The organism is Streptomyces sp. NBC_01334 (assembly GCF_035983595.1).
Lineage (GTDB): Bacteria > Actinomycetota > Actinomycetes > Streptomycetales > Streptomycetaceae > Streptomyces > Streptomyces coriariae.
In genome coordinates this window covers 5,205,574-5,226,275 of sequence record NZ_CP130718.1, presented here as the reverse complement: position 1 = coordinate 5,226,275, position 20,702 = coordinate 5,205,574, and the positions used below count along the sequence as shown (strand labels likewise).

Genomic DNA, 20,702 nt, shown 5'->3' with positions numbered 1-20,702 from the left:
GACCGGCACCGCTCGGGCCGATCCCGCAGTCCGCCCGGTTCGGGGTACAGCAGGCTGTACTCCCGCGCCCCTCGGCCACGAAGAACTGGCTTACGGCATAGTGTCGTTCGCATGACGGGAAGCACGAGCGAGACGGCGGCGGGAGGTGCGGTGGCGGTCCGAGGCGAAGACCTCAAGGACATCGCCCTGCGGACCCTGAGCGCCGCCGGTCGGGCGATCGCCCAGCTCGCCTCCGGTCTCGGCACGGCCCTGCTCGCCCTGTTCGTCCTGCTGTGGCTGGCCGTCACCGCCGCGACGAGCGTCGTGGGAGTCGGGCTGCTCATGGCGCCCGTGCTCCTGCGCGCCCTGCACGCTCTGGCCGGCCGGGAACGCGACCGACTGGCCCGCCGGGGTCCCGAGGTCGCCGCCCCGGAGCCCCCGCCCACGCGGCTGCGGGCCGCCCTCGTCGACCCCACGACCCGGCGCGAACTGGGCTGGCTGGTCCGGCATTCCACCGTGGGAACGTTGCTCGGGCTGCTCGGCGTCCTGCTGCCGGTCCTCGCCGTGCGGGACACCGCCTTCCCGCTGTACTGGACGTTCATGCCCGAGGGCGCGACCGCCACCTCCGTGGGCATGGGCAACGCGCACTCCTGGCCGGACGCCCTCGCCGTGGCGCTGCTGGGCGTGGGCTGGATCGCCATCATCCTGGGACTGGGTCCTGGCATGGCCCGGCTCCAGTCGGGTCCCGGGCGGCGGCTCCTGGCGGCCGGTCCCGATGCCGATCTCTCCCTGCGCGTCGCGGAGTTGACCGCCACCCGCGCCGCCGCCCTCGACGCCCACGCCACCGAACTGCGCCGGATCGAGCGCTCCCTGCACGACGGCGCCCAGAACCGGCTGGTCTCCGTCACCGTGCTGGTCGGGGCGGCCCGCCGGATGGTGGGCCGTGACCCGGCCGGCGCCGACGAGCTCCTGGAGCGCGCCCAGTCCGCGGCCGAACAGGCGCTGGCCGAACTGCGTACGGTCGCGCGCGGCATCCTGCCGCCGGTGCTGGCCGACCGGGGGCTCGCGGGCGCGCTCTCCGGTCTCGCCGCGGACTGCGCGGTGCCCTGCCGGATCGACGTGGACGTGCCCGAACGCTGTGCCGCCTCCGTCGAGGCGACCGCCTACTTCGTCGTCGCCGAGGCGCTGACCAACATCGCCAAGCACAGCGGCGCCGGACACGCCGTCGTCACGGCCCGGGGGCGGGGCGGCCGCCTCCTGCTCCGCGTCGAGGACGACGGCCGGGGCGGCGCCGAAGCGGACGGCGGGACCGGACTCACCGGCATCCGCCGCCGGGTCGCGGCGCACGACGGCAGCCTCTCGCTGGCCAGCCCGCCCGGCGGCCCGACCGTCCTGGAAGCGGACCTGCCCTGTGGATCGTGAGCCGTGAATCGTGAGTTGTGGAGCATGAGTTGTGGAGCCTGAGATGCGGATCGTGATCGCCGAGGACGACCCGTTGCTGCGCGAGGGGCTCGCCCTGCTGCTGCGCGCCGAGTCCCTCGACGTGGTGGCCACCGCCGGTACGGCCGACGAGGCGCTGGACGCCATCGACGCGCACGAGCCGGACGTCGCCATCCTCGACGTCCGGATGCCGCCGACCCACACCGACGAGGGGATCGTCGCGGCGGTCGAGGCCCGGCGCAGGCGGCCCGGCCTGGCCGTGCTCGTGCTGTCCGCGTACGTCGAGCAGAGCTTCGCCACCGAACTGCTCGGCGGCGGTGTGCAGGGGCTCGGCTATCTGCTCAAGGAGCGGGTCGGCCGGGTGGAGGAGTTCCTGGACGCGCTGCGGCGGGTCGCGGCGGGCGGCACCGCCATCGACCCCGAGGTCGTCGCCCAGCTGTTCACCCGCTCGCGCCAGGACACCCGGCTGGAGCGGCTCAGCCCCCGCGAGCGGGACGTGCTCGCCCTGATGGCCGAAGGACTGGGCAACTCGGCCGTCGCCGAACGGCTCGTCGTCACGGACGGCGCCGTCCACAAACACATCCGCAGCATCTTCGCCAAGCTCGACCTGGCCCCGACGGACCAGGTGGACCGGCGGGTCGCGGCCGTCCTGCGGTATCTGGAGGCGGTCGGCGCGGGCGGTCAGTCGGCCGGCACGCCACGGGGACGGATCAGCCCGCTCTCGTAGGCCAGGATGGTCGCCTGCACCCGGTCCCGTAGCCCCAGCTTGGTGAGCAGGGCGTTGACGTGGGTCTTGACCGTTCCGGTGGTGACGCCCAGGACGGCCGCGATCTCCGCGTTGGCCAGGCCCGAGGCGATGTGCAGCAGCACTTCCCGTTCGCGTGGGGTGAGCCCGCCGAGGGCGCCGGTGACGACGGGCGGCGGGGGCGCGCCCTGGGCGAAGGTGTCGATCAGGCGGCGGGTGACGGCCGGGGCGAGGATCCCGTCGCCGGACGCGACGACACGCAGCGCGGTCAGGAGTTCCTCGGGCTGGGCGTCCTTGAGCAGGAAGCCCGAGGCGCCGGCGCGCAGCGCCTCGTACACATGGGCGTCGAGGTCGAAGGTGGTGAGCACCAGGACGCGGGGTCCCGACTCCGGCGCGGTGATGAGACGGGTGGCGGTCAGGCCGTCCATGCCGGGCATCCGGATGTCCATCAGGACCAGGTCGGGTGCCTCGCGGCCGGCGAGTTCCACGGCGCTCGCGCCGTCCCCGGCCTCGCCGACCACGGTCATGTCGGGTTCGGCGTCGACGATGGCGGCGAAGCCGGCACGGACCACTGCCTGGTCGTCGACGACCATCACGCGTGTGGCGACGGGGACACCTCCTGGACCGGGGCCGGACCCCGTCCGGCCGGGATCGGCAGCAACGCCCTCACCGTACCGGCCTGTTCGAAGGCGACAGAAACCTCCCCCGGCGGCTGCCCGGGCCCGCGGGACACCGGGCGGCGAGCGCCGCGCGGGCCTCGGTGGCCACCCCGTCCGGCCGTCCCCACCGCCCCCCCGGAGACCCGGGGGCCGGCTGTCCGTCCGTGGGCCCCCGGGCCACAGCCGCACCGGCCGCCCGGCGGCGAGCGGTCCCGCACGCGCCCGGTTCCGTGTCGTCGCGGTGGCGGGCGCCCACGCGGGGTCCGCGGCGCGGTCGGGGCGCCGGGCCCGTCACGGCGCCGGGCCGGTCTCTACCCTGCGGTAGAGGCTCCGTTCCTCCGTTGCGCCGACGATTCGCCCTCCGGCCGGCGGAAGGCTGAAGGCCATGGACATCACCTCGCTCACCGTCGTGCTCAGCGTGGTCGTGATCGTCGCGGCCTCGGTCCTCACCGCCTCCAACGAACCCCCGCTGTGGGTCTACCTGCTGACCGGCGCGGGCTCCCTGCCCCTGAGCCACGCCCTGCTCGGCACGTACTGCTTCAGCTCGACCGTCGGGGACAGCGGTGTCGCCCCGTGGGTCGTGCGGCTCGCCGTCACCGGCACCCTCACGGCCGCGTTGAGCTTCTTCGTCGGCGGGGACGGTCGCGGGCGCACCGAGGCCGACCGCACCGTCGACGGCCCCCCGTCCTCTCGTGCGACGGCCTGAGCGGGATCGCGCACCGCGGCGGGCCGGACCGGCGCCAGGGTCCTAGAGGTAGTCCTCGAGGCGGGCGACCGTGTAGCCCTGTTCCTGGATGTGCCGCAGCAGGTTGGCGGTCATCTCGGTCATGGTCGTGCCCTTGAGCTCGGACGGCCCGCGGAAGTGGGCCAGCACTATGTCGCCCGGGTGGAGCTTCTTGTCGCCGCGCTGGTACTGCATGTTCTTGATCTGCATGGACTCGCGCCACAGGACGATCGCCTCGACACCGCAGGACGCGGCGGCGGCCCGGGTGTCCTCGTTCCAGTTGCCGTAGGGCGGCCGGAACAGCCGCGGCATGGTGCCGTATCGATCCTTCAGCTTGGTCTGCTGGCCGCAGATCTCCTGCTTCTGCGCGGCCGCGCCCAGGGTGCGGAGGTTCGGGTGGTTCAGCGTGTGGTTCTGGACGCCGTCGCCGAGGGCCTGGAGCTTGCCGAAATAGCCGTAGTCGGCGCGGATGGCGGAGTCCGTCAGGAACATCGTGAAGGGGATCTTCAGCTCCCGCATCATCGTCACGAACTCCGGGTCCTTCTCCGCCCCGTCGTCGAAGGTGAGAAAGACGATCTTCTCCTGGGTGGGTATCTCACTGATCACCGGCACCGGGCCACCGGCGGCCGACAACCCGACGGGCTTGGCCTCGGGCGGGGCGGGCGGTGCGGCCAGCGGCTCGATGCCCCACTTGGCGTACGCGGCCTCGACGCCCGCACGCGCGCCCGCCTCGCCGCCGGGCGCCTGGGCGGGCGGTGCGGAGCGGGACGGCTCGGCGGAACGGCGGGACTCCGCCGGGGTCTCGGCCGCGCAGCCCGTCGCGACGCTCGTCGCGAGAAGGAGGCAGGCCAGCGCCGCCCCTCTGATCCGCCTGTCCATCGTGTGCACCCCATGTCGTCCGTACGCCTCGCCCCGTCCACTGCTTGATGTCGAACGGACGTCCGAGGTTCCGCCCCGGAGCGGACCGGGTGCCGCGTCTCCCCGGTGCGGACGGACGCGGGATGATGGCCGGCATGCGTATCCGCATCGAAGCCGTCGACCTGCCCGGCCTCACCCGACCGGCCTCCGCCGACGGCAGGGTCCCCGCGTACGGCAACCTGCACGTCGCCGTGCAGCGTCGCGACCGTCCGGCCGAACTGCTCGAGCCGCAGCCGGGCGACGCGCCGTCCGCGACCTGGACCCTGGAGTGCACCGCCAGCGCCTCGCCGACCGGCACCGAGGTCACAGGGCCCTACGTCCAGGACCGGCTGGGCCGGCGGTTCGTCTACCTGTCGTGGGGCACGGTCGACGAGGCGGACGTCTTCACGATGTTCCGCCGCGCCAAGCTCATGCTCGACGCCGTCCCCGCCGACGTGCTCGCCGCCGCCGCACAGGACGGACTGCTGGTCGGACGCCTCGGCCTGACCGACGGGCAGGGCGGCCCCCTCTGCGCCCGCGTCGAGCCCCCGCACATCACCTGGACCGCCGAACGCGCCGAGTAGAGCGGCGTCGCTACGCTTGGCGTTAAGCGCCTATTGCGGGGCAATGGCGGACAAATGTCCTAAGGAACCGAAGATGGGTCTCGGTGCCGGCCTTCGGGCCGTGAAACGCAGGTCCCTCACCCGCGCGTCCGTGGCGGTCGCGGTCGCCGCCGGTCTGGCCCTCGTCGGGGCCTGCGGCGGAAGCGACGGAGACGGTGACGGGGACGGCGACGGCGGTCTCGCCGTCGGGGTGCTGCTCCCGGGGGGCGGGGCCTCGCGCTTCGGACAGTTCGACAGACCCCTGCTCGTGCAGCAGCTGAAGCGGCTCTGCCCGGACTGCCCGGCGCCGACCGTCGCCGCCACGTCCGACCCGGCCGTCCAGCGGCAGCAGATCGAGTCCATGATCACCCGACAGGTCGACGTCCTGATCCTCGCCGCCGTCGACCCCCAGCTGCTGCGCCCGTCGGTCGAGGCCGCACACCGGGCCGACATCCCGGTCGTCGCCTACGACCGGCTCGCCCAGGGCCCGATCTCCGGTTACGTCACCTTCGACGGCGCGACGGTCGGCAGGCTCCAGGGCGAGGCCCTCCTGAACGCCATGGACGCCGAGGCGCGCGGCGAACAGATCGTCATGATGAACGGCGCCACGACCGACCCCAACGCCGGCTGGTTCAAGCGGGGCGCGCTCTCCGTCCTCGAGGGCGAGGTCGAGATCGGCAAGTCGTACGACACCGTCGGCTGGCGCCCGGAGAACGCCTTCGTGAACATGACCAACGCCATCGCAGCCCTGGGCGCGGGCGAGATCGACGGCGTTCTGGCCGCCAACGACAGCCTCGCCGGTGCCGTGGTCGCCGCTCTCAACGCCGCCGAGGTCAGACCGCTGCCTCCGATCACCGGCCAGGACGCCGATCTCGCGGCCGTGCGGCGGATCGTCCGGGGCGACCAGTACATGACCGTCTACAAGCCGTTCGAGCCAGCGGCCGGCGCCGCCGCGAAGATGGCCGTCGCCCTGGGGCGCGGCGAGTCGGTGGACCCCCTCGCCTCGGGCACCGTCGACAACGCCACCACCGAGGACATCCCGGCGGTCCTGCTCCCGTCGGTCCCGGTGACCGTCGGCAACATCAAGGACACTGTGGTCAAGGACGGTATGTACACCATCGACCAGATCTGTACCCCCGAGCTCAGGTCCGCCTGCGACAAGGCCGGACTCACTTGACGCGTCTTCCCCGAAGCGGAAGGAGGTGACCCCGTGGCGGCTCAGCCCCTGCTGGCGTTGCGCGGTGTCTCCAAGCGGTTCGCCGCCGTCCAGGCGCTGGAGGACGTCGAGCTGGAGATCAGGGCCGGGGAGGTGGTCGCCCTGATGGGCGACAACGCCGCCGGTAAGTCCACCCTGGTCAAGGTGATCTCGGGAGTCGGCCCCGCGGACCGGGGCGTCATCGAGTGGCAGGGCAGTGCCGTCCAGATCAGGCGTCCCCAGGACGCCCAGGTGCTGGGGATCGCGACCGTCTACCAGGACCTCGCGATGTGCGGCAATCTCGATGTCGTCGCCAACCTCTTCCTCGGCCGGGAGATCCACCGGTTCGGCATCCTCGACGAGGTGGAGATGGAGCGCCGCACCCGTGAGCTGCTCAAGACCCTGTCCATCCGCATCCCCGACGTGCGCGTGCCGCTCGCCACGCTGTCCGGCGGCCAGCGGCAGGTCGTCGCGATCACCCGCTCGTTCCTCGGCGAGCCCCGGCTCGTCCTGCTCGACGAGCCCACCGCCTCCCTGGGCATCGAGCAGACCAGCCAGCTCCTCGACCTCATCGAGGAGCTGCGCGACCAGGGCCTCGGGGTGCTGCTCATCAGCCACAACATGGGGGACATCAAGGCCGTCGCCGACCGGGTCGCCGTCCTGCGCCTCGGCCGCAACAACGGCTTCTTCGACGTGACCACCACCTCCCAGGAACAGATCATCTCCTCCATCACCGGCGCGTCGGACAACGCCGTGGCGCACCGCACGACCCGCCCGGAGGAAGCATGGCCCTGAGGGGGAGGAGGAACCGGACCCGCACCACCGATGCCACGCCCGCCATCGATGCCACGCCCGCCGCCGACCGGGAGGACGACGGCCACCGGGGCCACGCCGGACGTCTCGGGGCGTACGCCGGACTCCTCGGAGGGGCTGCCGGACGTCTCGGCGCCCCCACCGACGCGATGCGCCACAGGCTGCGGGAAGGCGGGCTCGGTCCCGTCCCGGTCCTGCTCGCTCTCGCCGTGACCTGGATCGTCTTCCAGGCCTTCAACGACAACTTCCTCTCGCCGCGCAACCTGTCCGTCCTCAGCGTGGACATCGTCGGGACCGGCATGGTCGCCGTCGGCATCGTCTTCGTCCTGCTGATCGGCGAGATCGACCTGGCGGTGGGCTCGCTCGCCGGTCTGGCGGGCGCCGTGTTCGCGTCACTGAACGTGAGTCTCGGGATGCCGGAGTGGCTCGCCGTGCTCGTCGCGGTGCTGTGCGGCACGGCCGCCGGGGCCGTCCACGGGTTCTCCTTCGCCAGGATCGGCGTACCCGCGTTCGTCGTGACCCTCGCCGGTCTGCTGGTCTGGAACGGCGTGATGCTCTACCTGCTGGGTCCCGACAGCTCCATCAACTTCAGCGAGGACGGACTGGTCGCGACGCTGACCAGCCGCTACTTCGACTCCGCCGTCGCCGCCTACGGTCTGGCGGCGCTCTGCACGGCCGCGTACCTCCTCGTCTCCCTCCACGACCGCGGGCGTCGCGCCGCCGCCGGGATGCCGTGCCGGCCGACGGGCGAGATCTGGGCGCGTACGGCCCTGCTCGCGCTGGTCTCGTTCTCCGTCGTCTACGTGCTGGGCCGGTTCGAGGGGCTGCCGCTGGCGCTGCTGATCTTCCTGGCGGTGATCGTCGCCTCGGACCTCCTGCTGCGCCGCACGCCCTACGGCCGGCAGGTCCTCGCGCTGGGCGGCGGGGTGGAGGCGGCCCGGCGGTCCGGCGTCGACGTGGCGCGCGTGCGGATCTCGGTGTTCATGGTGTCGGGGACCCTGGCCGCGGTCGGCGGCCTGTTCATCGCGTCGCGGCTCACCTCGGCGAGCCAGATCTCCGGCTCCGGCGTGCTGCTGATCAACGCCATCGCCGCGGCCGTCATCGGCGGCACCAGCCTGTTCGGCGGACGCGGCTCGACCTGGTCCGCGCTGCTGGGGGTGCTCATCATCCAGTCGATCGGCTCGGGCATGGCGCTGCTGGGGGTCGAGCCCCCGGTCCAGTTCATGATCACGGGTGGGGTGCTGTTCACCGCGGTGGTCTTCGACTCACTGACGCGGCGCTCGGCGGAGTCGCGCGGACGGGTCTGAGAGCGGTCCGGGGAGGTGCCGGTGAGCGAACATCACCGGCGCGAGGGCGACGGTGAGAACCCCGCCCCGCAGCACGCCGCCCCGCGCTCTCCACCGCGTCACGACGGCTCGCGCACCGTCGCCGGTGATGACAGTGATGCCGTCGTCGCCTCGAGCACAGGGGCGAGCCCAGCCTCCGCCCGGCCTCCGACCGCTTCCCTTCCGGGCATCAGGAGAGCCTGGAAAGATCGGTGAAGTTTCGAAACATTCGAAGAACTGACGGGACATCACTTGATCTTGCTTTTCCGATCTTGCTCCGGCGAATCGATGAATTCAAGTCAGTAAAGCGACTGAGCAGGGGAAATGGTTCCATGCATACCGCCTACCCGCTCCGAATGTTTCGAAGTGAAAACCGAAAGTATTGACAGTTGTCGTGCCCCGGCCAACACTGGCGCCGTCATCGGCCGTATGAGGACGAGGAGGAAGCACACACATGAAAACCGCACCCGCACAGCGACTCAGGCTGCTCATCAGCGGTGTCTGCACCCTGCTGCTGGTCGCCGTGGCCGCGCTCACCCTGCCCGGCACCGCGCACGCCGACACGGTCGTCACCACGAACCAGACCGGCACCAACAACGGGTACTACTACTCGTTCTGGACCGACTCGCAGGGCACGGTCTCCATGAACCTGGGCTCCGGCGGCAACTACAGCACCTCGTGGAGCAACACCGGGAACTTCGTCGCCGGCAAGGGCTGGAGCAACGGTGGACGCCGGAGCGTCACCTACTCGGGCACCTTCAACCCGTCCGGCAACGCCTACCTGGCCCTCTACGGGTGGACGTCCAACCCGCTCGTGGAGTACTACATCGTCGACAACTGGGGCACCTACCGGCCCACGGGCACGCACATGGGCACCGTCACCAGCGACGGCGGCACCTACGACATCTACAAGACGACGCGGTACAACGCCCCGTCCGTCGAGGGCACCAAGACCTTCGACCAGTACTGGAGCGTCCGCCAGTCGAAGCGGACGGGCGGCACCATCACCACCGGCAACCACTTCGACGCCTGGGCCCGCGCCGGAATGACCCTGGGCAGCTTCAACTACTACATGATCCTCGCCACCGAGGGATACCAGAGCAGCGGCAACTCCAACATCACGGTGGACGGCACCGGTTCGGGCGGCGGCGGTGGCGGTGGCGGCACCGGCGGCTGCAGCGCGACCCTGTCCGCGGGCCAGCAGTGGAGCGACCGGTACAACCTCAACGTGGCGGTCACCGGCTCCAGCAACTGGACCGTCACGATGAACGTCCCCTCCCCGGCGAAGGTCCTCTCCACCTGGAACATCAGCGCCGGTTACCCCAGCGCCCAGGTGCTGACCGCCAAACCCAACGGCAGCGGCAACAACTTCGGCGTCACCATCCAGCCCAACGGCAACTGGACCTGGCCGACGGTCTCCTGCACCGCGAGCTGACCCCCACACCGCGCACCAGGCTGGAGGACCACTCCGAATGAGCACCAGACCACTTCTCTCCTTACGCGCCCTGGTCACGAGGCTGGTCGTCGTCGCGACGGCCGCCGCGTGCACCCTCACCGTCCAGGCCGCCGCCGCCCCGGCGCAGGCCGCCACCTGCAACGGGTACGTCGGGCTCACCTTCGACGACGGCCCGGGCGGCACCACGACGTCCCTGCTCAACGCCCTCACCCAGAACGGGCTGCGGGCCACGATGTTCAACCAGGGCCAGTACGCCGCCGCCAACCCGTCCCTGGTCCGGGCCCAGGTGAACGCCGGCATGTGGGTCGGCAACCACAGCTACACCCACCCGCATCTGACCCAGCTCGGCCAGTCGCAGATCGACTCGGAGATCTCCCGGACCCAAACGGCCGTCTCCGGAGCGGGCGGCGGCACCCCGGTGCTGTTCCGCCCGCCGTACGGCGAGACCAACGCGACCCTGAAGGCGGTCGAGGCCAAGTACGGACTGACCGAGATCATCTGGGACGTCGACTCGCAGGACTGGAACAACGCGAGCACCGACGCGATCGTGCAGGCCGCCGGTCGGCTCACCAACGGCCAGGTCATCCTCATGCACGACTGGCCCGCCAACACCCTCGCCGCGATCCCGCGCATCGCGCAGGGTCTGGCCGCGCGCGGCCTGTGCGCAGGCAAGATCTCCGCGCAGACCGGGCGGGCCGTGGCCCCCGACGACAGCGGCGGCGGTGGCGGTGGCGGCGGCTGCACCGCGACCCTGTCCGCCGGACAGCAGTGGAGCGACCGGTACAACCTCAACGTCGCGGTCACCGGCTCCAGCAACTGGACCGTCACGATGAACGTCCCCTCCCCCGAGAAGATCATCGCCACCTGGAACATCAGCGCCACCTACCCCAGCACCCAGGTGCTCACCGCCAAGCCCAACGGCAGTGGCAACAACTGGGGGGTCACCGTCCAGACCAACGGCTCCTGGACCTGGCCGACGGTCACCTGCACCGCGACCTGAACCGGGCCGCCCCGTAACACCGCACCCGTGGCGCGGCGACCCCGGCCGCCGCGCCACAGCAGGGCCCGGCGATGCCGGTGGGGCATTATCTGTGGTCGCAAAGTGAGAAATGGACGGGACACGCGATGAGTATTTCTCGACCGACAGACGGAGCGTAATTATCGGTCACGCAACGTCGATCGCGGCATGCTACTGTCTTTATCAGTTGCAGTTGTGGTCTCCAGAAGGTTTGTTCCGACGGGGTGATCATCACGGCGACCGGGATCCGCACAGGGTGGATTCCGACACCGTTCCCGAAGGAGATTCAAAATGGCTGCTGGCACCGTGAAGTGGTTCAACGCTGAAAAGGGCTTCGGCTTCATCGAGCAGGACGGCGGCGGTCCCGACGTCTTCGCCCACTACTCGAACATCGCCGCCCAGGGCTTCCGCGAGCTCCAGGAGGGCCAGAAGGTGACGTTCGACATCGCCCAGGGCCAGAAGGGCCCGACGGCCGAGAACATCGTCCCCGCCTGACCCACGCTGACGCGGACACAATAATTTCGCAGCTGGGGCCCGCACCTTGGGGTGCGGGCCCCAGCTCGCTGCTTTCACGCGGATAAACCCGCGGCGCATTTTTCGCCGTCGACCCGATTCGACGCCATCGCCTTTGGCCCGTTCTCGCGATTCTCAGCGCCGCACCAGTGCCGCGGGAATTCCTTGATACGCGCCGACGCATCAAGGAAGGTCCCATGAACTACGCACGCACGCACACCCGCAGGAACGAGCGCTTCGCCGATCACCGCTCCCGGCCCGACCGCTCCGGCGCTCCCCGCCGCGGCAACGACGGCGCACGCCGACGGATCTCGCCCCAGGGCGAGTTCGCGCCGCCGAAGACGATCACTCCGGCGCTGCCCGCCGTCGAGTCGTTCGCCGAGCTGGCCATGCCGGAGGGGCTGCTGGCCGCGCTGGGTCACCAGGGCGTCGCCATACCGTTCCCGATCCAGGCCGCGACCCTGCCGAACTCGCTCGCGGGCCGCGACGTACTCGGCCGCGGCCGCACCGGCTCGGGCAAGACCCTCGCCTTCGGCCTCGCGGTGCTCGCCCGTACGGCGGGCCGACGCGCCGAACCGCGACAGCCGCTCGCGCTGGTCCTCGTGCCCACCCGCGAACTCGCCCAGCAGGTCACCGACGCGCTCTCGCCGTACGCCCGCTCCGTGGGGCTGCGACTGGCCACCGTGGTCGGCGGGATGTCGATCGGCCGGCAGGCCGGCGCGCTGCGCAACGGCGCGGAGGTCGTCGTGGCCACGCCGGGCCGGCTCAAGGACCTGATCGACCGGGGCGCCTGCCGACTGGACGCCGTCGACATCACGGTCCTCGACGAGGCCGACCAGATGGCCGACATGGGCTTCATGCCCCAGGTCACCGCGCTGCTCGACCAGGTGCGGTCCGACGGCCAGCGGATGCTCTTCTCGGCCACCCTGGACCGCAACGTGGACCTGCTGGTCCGCCGCTACCTGGTCGACCCGGTGGTCCACTCCGTCGACCCGGTCGCGGGCGCCGTCACCACGATGGAGCACCACGTCCTCCACGTGCACGGCACGGACAAGCAGCAGGCGACCACCGAGATCGCGGCACGGGACGGCCGGGTGATCATGTTCCTGGACACCAAGCACGCGGTCGACCAGCTGACCAAGCACCTGCTGCACAACGGCGTCCGCGCCGCGGCCCTGCACGGCGGCCGGTCCCAGCCGCAGCGCACCCGGACCCTCGCCCAGTTCAAGGACGGCCACGTCACGGTGCTGGTGGCGACCAACGTCGCGGCCCGCGGCATCCACGTCGACAACCTCGACCTGGTCGTCAACGTGGATCCGCCGAGCGACCCCAAGGACTACCTGCACCGCGGCGGCCGCACGGCACGCGCCGGCGAGTCCGGCAGCGTCGTCACCCTGGTGACCCCCGACCAGCGGCGCGGCATGAGCCGGCTGATGGTCTCGGCCGGCATCACCCCGCAGATCACCCAGGTCCGCTCGGGCGAGGCGGAGCTCAGCCGCGTCACCGGTGCCCGGACGCCCTCCGGTGTCCCGGTCGTCATCACCGCGCCGGTCGCGGCCACGCCTCGTCGCCGCACCCCGTCGTCCTCGTCTGCCTCGTCTTCGTCCTCCTCCGCCCGGTCCTCCTCGTTCCGGGGCCGCCGCGGGCGGCCGAGCCGGAACCGGCCCGCCGTCAACCCGGCGGCCTGATGCCGGACCCGGTTCACGCGGCCGGAAGGCTCCCCCATCTCCGCAGGAGGCACCAGTGACATCGGTCCAGACGCACCCGGTACGGACGCGGCGGCATCACGACGATTCCGGACCGCGGGTCCGTGACGACATGACCGTCGAGGTGGCCCTGTCCGTCATGGCCGGTGCCCAGGTCGATCATCTGATCCTCTGCGACGGCGACGACCAGTGCACGGGCTCGGTCACCCGCGCCCAGCTGGCCGTTCTGCGCGCCGCGGCGACGTACACGGACCGGCTCCGCCTGCGGGACGTGCTCGACACCACGGTCCGGCTCTCTTCGAGGCCCTGCTCCTTCTCTCTGTGAGGCAACATGCGCTGTGTCATCGCCCGGTACCCGTTCGACCTCACCAAGGACGGCGTCATGGACTCGATGAAGGGCGTCCCGGCCGAGCCCGTCACGGGTGAGTCCGTGACCATCGGCCGCCGCCGCTACCCCGTCAAGCAGGTGGGGGAGATCATCACCCGCCAGGACCGCCGTGACTTCACCAGCGGCGAGGTCGTCCGGGCCATGGTCCGCCTCGGCTTCACCTGCCACGACCACCCCGCCGAACCCGTACAGGTCCTGACGCCGCTCCAGAGCGCCTCGGCGCTGCTCGGCGCGCCCGGGGCCTGGCAGGACTGACGGGCCGAAAAACCCGGAAGCACCCCGGAAGCACCCGGAACCACGGCGAGGGCCCTGCCGACACACGTCGGCAGGGCCCTCGCGGCGTTGTGGGAGCGCGAGAAGGATCTGCATCCCCGGAGATCTGAAATCTACTCTTGTCAGAGTAGACATTGGCATGCGGCTTGGGTAACGTTTCTTGCGTACGCACGACCAGGCACTGGTCGGTTCAGAGGAAGGACGGAAACGCATACGCCATCAGGATCGCCCGGCCCGAGGAAGCTTCCGGGTCCGGGTACCGCAAGGCCATGGATTGGAAGGTGGTCCCCGGTCACGCAGCCGCGATCCACGCGCCCCCGCCCCTACGAAGGGCCCGGGTAGCGAAAACAGAAGGTCGGCACAGCAGTACAGCCGGCCGATGGTGTTGAATTTCCCTCGGGGCCCTGGTGCCGTACGGCACCAGGGCCCCTCGACGCGTTGCTCAACGAGGTGAAATGACAGCAGATACCCCGCTCGGTGGTCGTCTGGAAGACGACGACTATCCCGCGTACACGATGGGTCGGGCCGCAGAGATGCTCGGCACCACTCCGGGCTTCCTCCGCGCCATCGGCGAGGCCCGGCTGATCACGCCCCTGCGCTCGGAGGGCGGGCACCGCCGCTACTCCCGCTACCAGCTCCGGGTCGCCGCCCGCGCCCGCGAGCTCGTCGACAAGGGCACCCCGATCGAGGCCGCGTGCCGCATCGTCATCCTCGAGGACCAGCTCGAGGAGGCTCAGCGCATCAACGCCGAGTACCGCCGCGCCGCGAACGACACGTCCGACAGCTCCAGCTCCAGCTGAGCTCAGGGCGTCGGGTCCGGGCGCTCGCCGCGGCGCAGGGCGCGGGCGCACCAGCCGATGACCGTGGCGTTGACCAGTGCGCCGAACACGACGGCGACGACGAACATCGCGATGCCGTCCGGCAGCACGATGAGCACGAAGCAGGCCGGAGCGGTGGCGAGCAGGGGGATGACACCTGCCATGGACTCGTCCGAGCTGTCGAGGGCGGTCACCACGATCGCCCACACCAGCAGGCCCGCGCAGAGCGCCAGGTAGACCAGGGCGAAGACGTCGCCGAGGGCCTGGCCCACACGGTGCAACAGCCGGTGGAACGGACGTCGTGGGAAGGTTCGGCCGGAACCGGTAGCGGTCACGGGGTGGACTCCTCGGTTGCGGTGATCGTCGCGGTGGTCGGGGACGTCGAACGGTCAGGGTGACGGACGGGCGAGCGTCGGACGGACGGGCGTCGGGGCCCGGTGGAGTGCCGTCAGAGGTGTCAGAGGTGACTGCCGGGCGGGTTCGGACGGGCGAGCCCGAGGTCGTACGCGAGGATCGTCGCCTGTACGCGGTCGCGCAGGCCCAGCTTGCGCAGCAGCGCGTTCACATGGGACTTGACGGTGCCCACGGTGATCCCGAGCTCCTCGGCGACCTCCGCGTTGGTGAGTCCCGTCGCGATCAGCGTCAGGACGTACCGTTCGCGGGCGGTCAGGCTGTCCAGCTCGCGGGAGCCGCCTCCCCTCGGCTGCCCGGGGCCCGCTCCGGACGCGTAGTGGCCGATGAGACGGCGGGTGGCGGAGGGGGCGAGCACGCTCTCACCGGCCGCCACCACCCGGATGCCGTGCAGCAGTTCGGCGGGGTGCACGTCCTTGAGCAGGAAGCCCGAGGCACCGGCGCGCAGCGCGTCGAAGACGTACGCGTCGAGGTCGAAGGTGGTCAGCACCAGAACCCGGGGCGCGTTCTCCCGGCCGGTGATGATCCGGGTGGCGGCGATGCCGTCCAGTTCGGGCATCCGGACGTCCATGACGACCACGTCCGGCGCCAGCTCCTCGGCGAGACGCACCGCGGCGACGCCGTCGGCGGCCTCGCCGACGACCGTCAGGTCCTCCTCCGCGTCGATCACTGCGGCGAACCCCGCCCGTACGATGCCCTGGTCGTCGACGACCAACACCCTGAGGCTCATCGCTCCCTCTCCTCGTCGCCCTGCTGCGGAACCGGCGCGAGTGGCAGCCGGAGACCGACCGTGTCCGGCCGGCCGGTGGTCAGGGTGCCGCCGAGCGCCGCGACCCGTGCCGCCAGCCGCTCCCGTACGGCGGGACGGGCGGCGCGCGGCACACCGGTGGCCGTGAGGGTCAACGTACCGCCGTCCGCGTCGAGTTCGAGCACCGCGGGCTCCTCGCCGCCGGCCGCCAGCACCGTCTCGGCGGCATGGTAGGCGGCCAGGTCGACCGCCGTGGGCAGCCGCTCCGGCACCCGGTCGGTCAACCGTATCTCGACGTCGCGGCCGGTGGCCCGGCACTGGCGGGCGAGCAGGTCGAGCGCCTGGAGGGTGGGCTGTGGCCGCAGTTCGGGCTCCGTCCGCCCCTGCCGGACCGTGTCGAGCAGGGCGCGCATGGCGGCCAGGGCCTCGCGGGCGCGTTCGGCGGTCACGTCGAGCCGGCCCGCCTCCGCCTCGGTGACCATGTCGGCGGTGCGCGCCAGCACGGTCGTCTCCAGCCCGGCGGCGATCCGGCGGCGTTCGGCCCACGCGTCCCGGACGGCCTCCTCGGTCCAGGCGGCGAGGCGTTCGTCCCGGGTGCCGCGGGCGGCCAGGTCGCGCCGCGCCCGCAGGGTCCCGCCCCGGCGGGCCGCACCGACCGCCAGGGACGCCCCGGCCAGCGCCCACCCGACCACCGCCCAGAGGGGGACCGTCGTCCCCCGGTCCAGAACGGCGACCACCGCGGCCGCCGCGTGCACGACCACGGCCGCCACCGGAAGCACCGAGACCCGGGCCGCCCCACGACGCCCTCCAGCGGTGAAGAGCCCACCGGCCACGACGAACCCACCCGGCCCGGACCGGGCCACGGCAGGCGGGCCGGCTGCCGCACCGGACGCGTCCGCGGCCGGGACCGGCACCCGCGCCGCCGTACGCGACGCGTCCGCCGCGACCGCCGCGCACGTGGCGAGGACGCTCAGCACCGGGGGCAGGACGACCGAGCCGGTGTAGTCGCCCGCGGCCATCGCCACCGGCCAGAGCGGGACCAGCCCGAGCAGAACGCCCTGGGCGGTGCGGGGCGCCCGGCGCAGCCACAGCAGCGCGACCGTCTGCGCCGCCGCCAACAGGGCGAAGAGCACACCGGCGGACACCTGTGTCCCGGTCGACGTGGGCTGCGCGCGCACGACCAGGACGGGAAGCAGGGGCTGGAGGACGAGGCCGACGGCGGCCGTCAGCTGCGCCACGCGGTAGTTCCGCGGCACCGACCGTTCCGTCGGGGCGGCCGTCCGTCCGGGCAGCACCGCGCGTACCTCCCAGCCACCGTCCGCCGTCGGGCCGCTGGTCAGGCTGCCGCCCGCCTCCCGGGCCCGGGACCGCAGGAAGCCCTGGCCGCGGCCGCCGCCCAGGTCCGCCCCGTGCGCCGCCGAACCGGCCGTCGGTGCGGCGCTCGTGACCACGACCTCCGTGCGGGTGTCGCCGTACCGGCACCGCACGGTCGTCTGCGCTCCGGGTGCGTGCCGTGCCACGTTGGTCAGCGCCTCGCGCACGATGCCGTACGCCGCGTCCGCGACCATGCCGTCCGGCAGGGCGTCGATCTCGCAGTCCACCGGCTGGTCCAGCCGGCGGAACCCCTCCACCAGGGCCCGCAACCGTTCCTCCGGTGACGGCAGTTCCTCCCGGGAGGGCGTCGGCGCCCGCACCGCGCCGAGCGCCCGGGTGACCTCCCGGCCGGTCTCGGCCGCGAACTCCAGTGCCTCGTCGGCGAGTTCGGGACGCCGGTCGCGCAGTCCGAGTGCCGCTCCCGCCGTGACCACGACGGCCGTCAGATGGTGGGCGCTGACGTCGTGCAACTCCCGCTCCATACGGCGTCGTTCGGCCTCCGGGAGCCGGTGTCGTTCGGCCTCGGCCCGCTTGAGGGTCCGTTCGGCCGCCCGGCGTGCGCGTCGGGTCCGCCGCACCAGCAGTCCGGCGCCGCACGCGGCCGCGTACAGCATCGCGGTCAGGACGAGGTCGAGTCCGTCGCGGTCACCGATCCCGTGCAGGCTGATGTTCTGCAGCAGCTGCCAGGCGGCGAGTGCCGTCCCGCACAACACGGTGGTGAAGGTGTCGCGTTCGGTCGCCACGGTGAACAGGGCCAGCGCGACCCCCGCGGTCCCGAGTACCGCCATCGCCCCGGTGGGCAGCGGCCCCGCACCCAGCGCGCAGGCCGCGGCGATCACGACGAGGGCCGTCACCGGGCGGGTGCGGCGCAGGGCGAGCGCGGCCGTCACCGGACCGGCCACCAGAGCCGCCACGAGCAGGGCGGACGCGGGCGGCACGGCCCCGCGCACCAGCTCCGCGCCCGGCCACACGGCGGCCTGGGCGCAGATCAGCAGGACCGGGAGCAGCCGGTCGTCGGTTCGATTCATGGCCGGTCCAGGCTAGGCCGCAGGTGAGCGGGCCCCCTCCGGCTGAAGGCGGATTTCGTTCTCTTACCTGGGTTGCAGTTCCTCTGCCTGCGGTTCGACACCGCAATCGTCCCGCAGCGCGAGGACAGTCCCCGGCTCCCGGGCCTAGCCTCGATCACATCGAGAAGGCGGTCGACCACCGCTTCTCCGCACCGAACCCAGCGAACTCAGTGAGTTCATCGAGTGCATCGAATCCAGCCGATCCAGCGAATCCAGGGGGATCTCCCATGTCCAAGCGCGTTCTCGTCTCGTCGATCGTCGGTGTCGTCGTCCTCGGCGGAGTGGCCGCCGGTGGTCTCGCCCTGGCCTACGGCGCCACCGAGCCGACCGTGGCGAACGGCTCGGCCCGCCATGTCGCCCCGTCCGGCGGCGGTGCGGGCACCCTCACCTTCACCGCGGACGTGAGCGACGACTCGGGCGTCCGGGGCCTCAAGGTCGTTGCCTGGCCCGTCAGTTCGAAGCTCGACCCGACCGAGGACGACCTGCGCAAGGACGACGTGGACAGCGCCGTGTGCCGGAGCGTTACGGCCGAGAAGGCGCGCTGCACCTACACGTTGAAGGTCACCGAGGCGGAGGCGGCCGAGCTGCCCCGGGGCAGCTGGCACGTCTCGGCGCTGGCGACCGCCGAGGACGGGGGCACGGCGTTCGTGTCCCGTGCCGCCGTCTTCGACGTCACCGGCTGACCGCGTACCCGGCTCAGCCGGCCTGGGACGGCGTCTGCTTGATGCCGTCGACGATCGCCCGGTTCAGGATGGCGCTGGTGTAGGTGACCGTGCCGGGCTTGATCAGGGCGTCCGTCCCGCTGAGCTGCTTCACCTGGACCGAGCGCTCACCGAGGAAGACGTGGGACTTCGTGTCGAAGATCCACTCCTCGCGCTGGCCGCTGGCCTCGTCCAGCCGGGCAACCGCCACCCCGTGCCGGCCGACCGCGTCCACCGCGTCGTTCACGACCACGACACCGGGGATCTTCGCGGCGGTCTTGAACAGCGCCGAGTACAGCTCCGCCGGCGGGTAGCTCTCGGAGAGCAGATCACCGATGGTGGAGAAGGCCTGCTGGTCCGGGGTGTTCCCCTGGCCCTCGGTCTCCTTGTAGATCTTGGCGAGCAGCTCGTCGGGGTCGGTGGTCAGCTTGGCCAGGTAGTCGTACGACGGGGCGCCCAGGTGCGCCTTCGGGGTGTTGCCCAGCTCGTCGGGGAGGCTCAGGGTCTCGCCCTCGGGGCTGTCGTTGACGGCGGGGTCGATGAGCCAGCCCTTGGTGCCGTCCGGGGACTCCCACAGCTGACGGGTGTGCAGTTGGTGACTGGCCAGGCTGGTCTTGTCGTCGACGGTCTTCAGGAAGGTGTCGGCCGACTTGGACTCGATGTAGATGTACTGACCGGGCTTGACCACCGGGTGGTCGTCCTCGGCGGCCGCCAGCGAGATCTGGTCGAGCAGCTGGGGCAGGCCCTTGGTGGTGGCGACGCCGACGGTCGTGGTCAGGGCCGGTCCGGTGGCGACACCGCTGTCCCTGACCCCGTCACCCCCGGTCCGCACCACTCCGGCGACGACCACCCCGGCCAGCGCGGCGGCCAGCACGGGCAGCGTGATCGCCGGGCGCGGCAGCCGCAGCCGCCGGGTGCCGCCCGGGGCGGCCGCCGTGCGCTGTTCCTGTCGCTCTTCCTGTCGCGCTTCGTGGATCTGGGCCATCAGACGCTCCTTGTGGAACTGGTGACGACCCGACGGCAGGTCACGCGCCGTCCGGGTGAAGAGCTGTGCGCTCTCCTCCCCCTCGGCCGGACTCTGCCGGGACGTGTTCGCGTTCATCGGTTTCCTCCCTGCGCGGGCCGGACCACGTTGGTGTGATCGCCTCTTGTCTGTCGACCGGTGCGGCCGCCTTCCCGATTTCCGCGAACTTTCTCGGAAGTCCGGTCGGGAGTGCGGTCGGGCGCCGGGCGGAAGGCCGGGCGGCGGACCGGTTCGTCCGCGGCCAGCGCCCGCAGTTTCTTCCGGGCCCGGGAGAGGCGGGAGGCGACGGTGCCGACCGGGATTCCCAGGGCTTCGGCCGCGGCCTCGTAGTCCAGCCCCTCCCCCAGACAGAGCGCCACGACCTCGCGCTCCGGTCTGCGCAGACCGGCCAGGGCGGTGAGGGCCGTCGCGAGCCGCCGCCGGTCGTCGATCCGGTCGGCGACCTCGTCGGCGTGGTCGGGCACGGACAGTTCGGCGGCCGCGGCGGCGCCGGCCGCCGCCCGGTACCGCCGGTTGCTGCGGTACTGGTTGCGCGCGGTGTTGGTGGCGATGCCCAGCAGCCAGGGCCGCAGGGAGCCGCCCTCGGGATCGACCCGGTCGCGCAGCCGCCACGCCTCCATGAAGGTCGCGGCCATCACGTCCTCGGCCGTCGACCAGTCGGCGGTCAGCCGGAAGGCATGGTTGTAGACGGCGCGGGCGTAGTTGTCGAACAACTCCGCGAACGCGCTCGACTCCCCGGCCCGTACCCGGGTACGCATATGAGTGCTCACCTCAATGAGCTGTCCGGCACACGACACCGACTTCCCGTGACCTGCGCCACACTCGC

General features: G+C 71.9%; 22 protein-coding genes. 15 read left to right on the top strand and 7 right to left on the bottom strand.

Going from position 1 to position 20,702, the window contains the following annotated elements; translation table 11 throughout:
* The first annotated feature begins 111 nt into the window (after positions 1-111).
* Together OG736_RS23470 and OG736_RS23465 are read left to right on the top strand one after the other, a co-directional pair.
* A complete protein-coding gene (locus OG736_RS23470; RefSeq protein ID WP_327184185.1) occupies positions 112-1,401 on the top strand; it encodes a sensor histidine kinase in 1,290 nt (429 codons plus the stop codon).
* Between the two features lie 43 nt (positions 1,402-1,444).
* Positions 1,445-2,146 (top strand): response regulator transcription factor, encoded by a 702-nt coding sequence (locus tag OG736_RS23465; RefSeq protein ID WP_327184184.1) that lies wholly within the window; start codon positions 1,445-1,447, stop codon positions 2,144-2,146.
* Here OG736_RS23465 and OG736_RS23460 read toward each other — a convergent pair.
* Entirely contained in the window at positions 2,101-2,757 is a 657-nt protein-coding gene (locus OG736_RS23460; protein ID WP_327184183.1) for a response regulator, read from the bottom strand. The two genes, OG736_RS23465 and OG736_RS23460, sit on opposite strands and share 46 nt — an antisense overlap.
* A gap of 451 nt (positions 2,758-3,208) precedes the next feature.
* Between OG736_RS23460 and OG736_RS23455 the strand changes: the two genes are divergently transcribed.
* Positions 3,209-3,529: a hypothetical protein gene (locus OG736_RS23455; protein WP_327184182.1), complete on the top strand. Its 321-nt coding sequence runs from the start codon at positions 3,209-3,211 to the stop codon at positions 3,527-3,529.
* A 42-nt stretch (positions 3,530-3,571) separates the two neighbouring features.
* Here the strand turns inward: OG736_RS23455 and OG736_RS23450 are convergent, their stop codons facing one another.
* On the bottom strand, positions 3,572-4,426 hold the full coding sequence (locus OG736_RS23450; protein WP_327184181.1) for a polysaccharide deacetylase family protein: 855 nt from the start codon (positions 4,424-4,426) through the stop codon (positions 3,572-3,574).
* Positions 4,427-4,560: 134 nt separating this feature from the next.
* Between OG736_RS23450 and OG736_RS23445 the strand changes: the two genes are divergently transcribed.
* The 11 genes from OG736_RS23445 to OG736_RS23395 all read left to right on the top strand — a co-directional run bounded on the left by OG736_RS23445 (position 4,561) and on the right by OG736_RS23395 (position 14,533).
* Positions 4,561-5,028 carry a DUF5990 family protein gene (locus tag OG736_RS23445; protein WP_327184180.1) on the top strand — a complete coding sequence of 156 codons (468 nt, stop codon included), beginning with the start codon at positions 4,561-4,563 and terminating at the stop codon, positions 5,026-5,028.
* A 73-nt stretch (positions 5,029-5,101) separates the two neighbouring features.
* On the top strand, positions 5,102-6,223 hold the full coding sequence (locus tag OG736_RS23440; protein WP_327184179.1) for a sugar ABC transporter substrate-binding protein: 1,122 nt from the start codon (positions 5,102-5,104) through the stop codon (positions 6,221-6,223).
* A gap of 33 nt (positions 6,224-6,256) precedes the next feature.
* On the top strand, positions 6,257-7,036 hold the full coding sequence (locus OG736_RS23435; protein WP_327184178.1) for an ATP-binding cassette domain-containing protein: 780 nt from the start codon (positions 6,257-6,259) through the stop codon (positions 7,034-7,036).
* The gene (locus OG736_RS23430; protein WP_327184177.1) at positions 7,027-8,361 is read left to right on the top strand and encodes a sugar ABC transporter permease; all 1,335 of its coding nucleotides are present in this window, start codon (positions 7,027-7,029) and stop codon (positions 8,359-8,361) included. The genes OG736_RS23435 and OG736_RS23430 overlap by 10 nt, the downstream gene beginning before the upstream one ends.
* Before the next feature lie 472 nt (positions 8,362-8,833).
* On the top strand, positions 8,834-9,814 hold the full coding sequence (locus OG736_RS23425) for an endo-1,4-beta-xylanase XynA (protein WP_327184176.1): 981 nt from the start codon (positions 8,834-8,836) through the stop codon (positions 9,812-9,814).
* A 37-nt stretch (positions 9,815-9,851) separates the two neighbouring features.
* The gene (locus OG736_RS23420) at positions 9,852-10,835 is read left to right on the top strand and encodes a polysaccharide deacetylase family protein (protein WP_327184175.1); all 984 of its coding nucleotides are present in this window, start codon (positions 9,852-9,854) and stop codon (positions 10,833-10,835) included.
* 309 nt (positions 10,836-11,144) lie between these two features.
* On the top strand, positions 11,145-11,348 hold the full coding sequence (locus tag OG736_RS23415; RefSeq protein ID WP_020133169.1) for a cold-shock protein: 204 nt from the start codon (positions 11,145-11,147) through the stop codon (positions 11,346-11,348).
* 215 nt (positions 11,349-11,563) lie between these two features.
* Positions 11,564-13,054, top strand: a complete 1,491-nt coding sequence (locus OG736_RS23410; protein ID WP_327184174.1) for a DEAD/DEAH box helicase — start codon at positions 11,564-11,566, stop codon at positions 13,052-13,054.
* A 130-nt stretch (positions 13,055-13,184) separates the two neighbouring features.
* Positions 13,185-13,397 carry a CBS domain-containing protein gene (locus OG736_RS23405; protein WP_327184173.1) on the top strand — a complete coding sequence of 71 codons (213 nt, stop codon included), beginning with the start codon at positions 13,185-13,187 and terminating at the stop codon, positions 13,395-13,397.
* 6 nt (positions 13,398-13,403) lie between these two features.
* The gene (locus tag OG736_RS23400) at positions 13,404-13,715 is read left to right on the top strand and encodes an SCO5918 family protein (RefSeq protein WP_327184172.1); all 312 of its coding nucleotides are present in this window, start codon (positions 13,404-13,406) and stop codon (positions 13,713-13,715) included.
* Between the two features lie 473 nt (positions 13,716-14,188).
* The gene (locus OG736_RS23395) at positions 14,189-14,533 is read left to right on the top strand and encodes a MerR family transcriptional regulator (protein WP_327184171.1); all 345 of its coding nucleotides are present in this window, start codon (positions 14,189-14,191) and stop codon (positions 14,531-14,533) included.
* 2 nt (positions 14,534-14,535) lie between these two features.
* Here the strand turns inward: OG736_RS23395 and OG736_RS23390 are convergent, their stop codons facing one another.
* The 3 genes from OG736_RS23390 to OG736_RS23380 all read right to left on the bottom strand — a co-directional run bounded on the left by OG736_RS23390 (position 14,536) and on the right by OG736_RS23380 (position 18,112).
* A complete protein-coding gene (locus tag OG736_RS23390) occupies positions 14,536-14,886 on the bottom strand; it encodes an SCO4225 family membrane protein (RefSeq protein WP_442817064.1) in 351 nt (116 codons plus the stop codon).
* A 122-nt stretch (positions 14,887-15,008) separates the two neighbouring features.
* A complete protein-coding gene (locus tag OG736_RS23385) occupies positions 15,009-15,692 on the bottom strand; it encodes a response regulator (protein ID WP_327184170.1) in 684 nt (227 codons plus the stop codon).
* The gene (locus tag OG736_RS23380) at positions 15,689-18,112 is read right to left on the bottom strand and encodes a sensor histidine kinase (RefSeq protein WP_327184169.1); all 2,424 of its coding nucleotides are present in this window, start codon (positions 18,110-18,112) and stop codon (positions 15,689-15,691) included. The genes OG736_RS23385 and OG736_RS23380 overlap by 4 nt, the downstream gene beginning before the upstream one ends.
* A gap of 266 nt (positions 18,113-18,378) precedes the next feature.
* Between OG736_RS23380 and OG736_RS23375 the strand changes: the two genes are divergently transcribed.
* Positions 18,379-18,834 (top strand): DUF5707 domain-containing protein, encoded by a 456-nt coding sequence (locus tag OG736_RS23375; protein WP_327184168.1) that lies wholly within the window; start codon positions 18,379-18,381, stop codon positions 18,832-18,834.
* Positions 18,835-18,847: 13 nt separating this feature from the next.
* Here OG736_RS23375 and OG736_RS23370 read toward each other — a convergent pair whose 3' ends face one another.
* Together OG736_RS23370 and OG736_RS23365 are read right to left on the bottom strand one after the other, a co-directional pair.
* The gene (locus tag OG736_RS23370) at positions 18,848-19,954 is read right to left on the bottom strand and encodes a CU044_5270 family protein (RefSeq protein WP_327184167.1); all 1,107 of its coding nucleotides are present in this window, start codon (positions 19,952-19,954) and stop codon (positions 18,848-18,850) included.
* Positions 19,951-20,634: an RNA polymerase sigma factor gene (locus OG736_RS23365; protein WP_327184166.1), complete on the bottom strand. Its 684-nt coding sequence runs from the start codon at positions 20,632-20,634 to the stop codon at positions 19,951-19,953. Before OG736_RS23365 ends, OG736_RS23370 begins: the two co-directional genes overlap by 4 nt.
* Positions 20,635-20,702: the final 68 nt, after the last annotated feature.